This is a genomic window from Psychromonas antarctica (assembly GCF_022267535.1).
GTDB lineage: Bacteria > Pseudomonadota > Gammaproteobacteria > Enterobacterales > Psychromonadaceae > Psychromonas > Psychromonas antarctica.
In genome coordinates this window covers 1-3,900 of the sequence record NZ_JAHNZV010000170.1, presented here as the reverse complement: position 1 = coordinate 3,900, position 3,900 = coordinate 1, and the positions used below count along the sequence as shown (strand labels likewise).

3 protein-coding genes are annotated in these 3,900 nt (G+C 39.6%); all 3 read left to right on the top strand.

Annotated elements, in window-relative coordinates; translation table 11 throughout:
* A partial coding sequence (locus KSO91_RS16330) for an RHS repeat domain-containing protein (RefSeq protein WP_238744090.1) occupies window positions 1–2,591 on the top strand: 2,591 nt, incomplete at its 5' end.
* Window positions 2,588–3,064, top strand: a complete 477-nt coding sequence (locus KSO91_RS16325) for a hypothetical protein (protein ID WP_238744089.1) — start codon at window positions 2,588–2,590, stop codon at window positions 3,062–3,064. The genes KSO91_RS16330 and KSO91_RS16325, both read left to right, overlap by 4 nt.
* Window positions 3,064–3,420: a hypothetical protein gene (locus KSO91_RS16320; RefSeq protein WP_238744088.1), complete on the top strand. Its 357-nt coding sequence runs from the start codon at window positions 3,064–3,066 to the stop codon at window positions 3,418–3,420. Before KSO91_RS16325 ends, KSO91_RS16320 begins: the two co-directional genes overlap by 1 nt.
* The last annotated feature ends 480 nt before the right edge of the window (window positions 3,421–3,900 follow it).

Below are 3,900 nucleotides of genomic sequence, written 5' to 3'. Positions count from 1 at the left end.
GTGATGAAGCCACTTATCAAATACAATACAGCGCGACAGAAAAACCAACCAAACTCATCGGTTTTGACGGCCGAGAGCAAACTTTTCAATATGATGTGCTCGATAAATTAGTGGCCGTTAATGATGGTGACAGCCGCTTTATTACGCTTAAACGCGATAATCGTGGCCGTATTATTGACCAGCATAGCGTTAAATCACCTAACGATGGAGATGGGGCGTTTAATAGCCATAATTTTTATCAATATGACAAGATTGGTCGGGTGATACTTGCCCACAATAGCGATCGTGTTATCCAGCAGCAATACCATCTTAATGGACAGATAAGTCAAAGCAAGCAGGGCGACTGGTTATTTGATTATACCTTCAATGAACAGGGCAAACGCAGTGGCTTAACCCTGCCTGATGGCAAAAAAATCGGTTATTTATATAATGAATTGGGGTTATTAAACAGCCTAACGCTTGTGCAACCAGACAAAAATGAAACCGCCTTATTAGCACTTGAATACAGCGCGGCAGGGCAAGTTACTCAACAAACATTAGGCAACGGCATCACCTTGCAGCAAGACTATGATGTTCGCTCGCGTTTAACAACGCAAGATTGGTCAGGTCAGCAGGGCTATCACCAACAACGCCGCTATCAATACGACAAAAAAAATCAGCTCATCAGCAGCACGGAGCAGACGCAAGGAAAGGTTAAAGATGATGACCATACGCACAACAAACCAAGTCAACGTCGTTTTAGTTATAACAAATTAAGTCAGTTAGTCAGCTCGGAGTGCAAAACTCAAACAGAAGCGCACAGCACACAAAGCAAAGATACAACAGAAAGGTTTGACTGGGATGCGTTTGGTAATCCACTGGTTGATAAAAGCAAAGCAAAAAAAGACCAAGAAACCCGAGTCGAAAAAGACCGTTTGCTGAGTTTTGCGGGCAGCGATTACCGTTACGATAGCTCAGGCAATCAAATCGCTAGTACCGCCACTGGCTTAATTCAAAAACGCAGTTTTGATGGACTCAACCAACTACGTCAGCTTAATAGCAACGGCACACTCAGCCAATATCAATATGATGCATTAGGCAGGCGCAGTGCAAAAATCACGGAATCAGGTAAAACGGATTTTATCTGGGATGGCAATCAGCTGATTGGCGAACATACAAACGGACAATACAGTTGGTATATCTACCTGCCGGATAGCTTTTTACCCGTTGCCTTAATCAAAGGCGATGAAATCTATTATTATCACCTTGACCAATTAGGCACGCCGATCTGTTTAACGGACAGTCATGAGCAAGTTGTTTGGCAAAATAATGGCGATTTGTTTGGTGCGGAAGGGGAAAGCAAAGAAAATAGCCTTGAGCCAATAAAAGTAAACAAAATTGAAAATCCGCTAAGATTTCAGGGGCAGTACTTTGATGCTGAATCTGGGTTACACTATAATCGTTTTCGTTATTACTGTCCGAAACAAGGGCGATTTATCCATCAAGATCCGATTGGATTAGCAGGCGGCATCAACCCTTACCAATATGCACCGAATCCAGTAAACTGGGTGGATCCGTTTGGGTTGAGTTGTAAAGAGGGGGCCGCAACCGCTGGGGCGCTTGCGTTAGCAAGACCGTTACCAGTGCAATCCGTAACGAATCTGGCGACTTCGAATATAACGCGAGTGACAGTACAAGCCGCTGCCAATGATGCCGCCTATTTGGCAGAAGAGTCAATGTTTGCTCGCGTAGCCCCAATGCTGGGGACAGTTGCAGGGACTATTGCGCTATTGGTGTATAGCCCATCGCTAGGCGGTGAATTAGAACAGGTTGCAGCAGCAGATGGCACGACTTATTCCAAGTATAGCGATGAAATGATTTATAGCGCCGTTGGTGCGGATGGTGAAACATGGAGTACAAGCAATCCACAACAAGATATGCAATACAGAATGTGGAAAGCCGATGGTGGAGAAGGTACACTTGAGGATTGGTTATCGCAAGGGAAGCCTGATGTTGGAGGAATACCTAATGTAGCTCCAAACAATAGCTCAAATGCAACTGTCCCAGAGCAAGTACCTATGTCTCAAGCTGAATATGACCGCATTATTAATTTAGAACAGAAAAAAAGGCCTGAAGATGTAACTGAATACCTTGATGCTGATTATGTCGCCAATCACCTAGCAAAATTCGAAAATGAAGGTGGTGCTTTCATACAGGTAGAAGCCTGGTTAGATAATCCTGAGTACCCATCATATCAAAGCAAAGGGAAATTTGTTGGTCTTAAATCTGAAATGGACTTAGTTATTGCTAAATATAAAGCATCAGGAAATGATTGGAAAGTTTTGAGGGATGAATTGAATCTTGGAGAAAATGAAGATTTTTCGAATACAAGAATAGTATATGTTAAACTTCCTCCTAAAGATCCTCGGTTTAACTATGAGATGCCAACAGGTAATGAAAATGGTGCTTATGAAGGTGAATGGGTGCCTGGAGGTTACACTAAAAATGGCACAGCAGAAGCTACGCTAACAGGTGGTGATAATATTGTCCACGACAATAATGTAGATAATATTGTTGAATTATTAGACGGAAATGCAGAGTTACTTCAATGAAGCAAAATCTTTTTGAGTATGCGATAAATAATGATGAATGTACCGACTTCTTTAAGGGAGAAGGTAAGTATTTTTCATTAAATAGGGACTCTAGCGAACATGCTTATTTGTTAAATATAAATAATCATATCGGATCATATTTCCGTGATTATGGAGGCACAGCTGAGAAATTCCGCAATGCATTTATTTGCTACGTTCAAGAATCAAATCCCAAGAATATAAAAGAACTTAACGTTATATTGAGGAACATTTATAGCCTTATTCTTTGTGAACAAAGAAATGTAATCCCCAAAGATACATTGGTTCAAAGTATGGATGATGAAATATATAAAGAATTATTTTCATTCTTTAGCGTTTCACAAAAGACATGTCCTAAATGTTTGGAAGTGATTCGAAACTATCAATTATATTTTTCTCGAGTTGAAGGAAATTTAATTTCAACATTATTAAAATCTATCGTAGAGAAAAATTAATGAGCATTATGTATCCTATAAAAAGAACATTTGAAAAGTCACGTGCTGAAAATAAAATTATTATGGTACTTCCCGAGTTTGTTACTACGCTTTTTTATGCGGTATCTATTTCATCGGAGGGGCAAGGCGTAGATGATTTAGTCTTAACTAAATCTTTTGATAACGCTGAAATGTGTGTGACTATTTCACCAAATTTAAATCTTGTAGAATTTCCTGAATTTAATGTTTTAACTATTAGGGGGAGGGATATTCTAAAAATAATCCCTGAAAATTCAGGTGTTATTGTTGTTTATGAAAACGGTGCAGATTATTTAACCAGTAAACAAGTTGCGTTATTTAAACAAGTTATTGATTAACAGATCATGTGTAAAATGATTAACTAAAAACCGGATCAGGGTCAGGTCTTTAATCTTGAATGTCAATTACAGATGATGGGGTCAACTCTTTCATTTTGCATTATTTGATAAATCATGGGGTTATGTGTTGCCTTTTCAATAAATTGGTGATGTTGTATCAATCACGCTAGTTCACCATTTAATCTATTAATCCAGCGGCTAAGCACACTCTGTTTAGTCGTTTTTTTATAGCTAAATCTTCCACACCAAAAATGTTGCCGGCTATCAAATAACGAGGCGACGACGGCGCGTACGATTATTATTTTGACTATAACGGCAATAAAAGCACCAGCACCGATAGCTTAGGCAATACTGAGCACTATTTTCATAATGAACAAGAGTTACTGACCTGTTATATCGATGCGAACGGCAATAAAACCGAGCATAGCTATGATACTCAAGGGCGTAAAATCAGCACCCTTGATGCCAACGGACACAGTA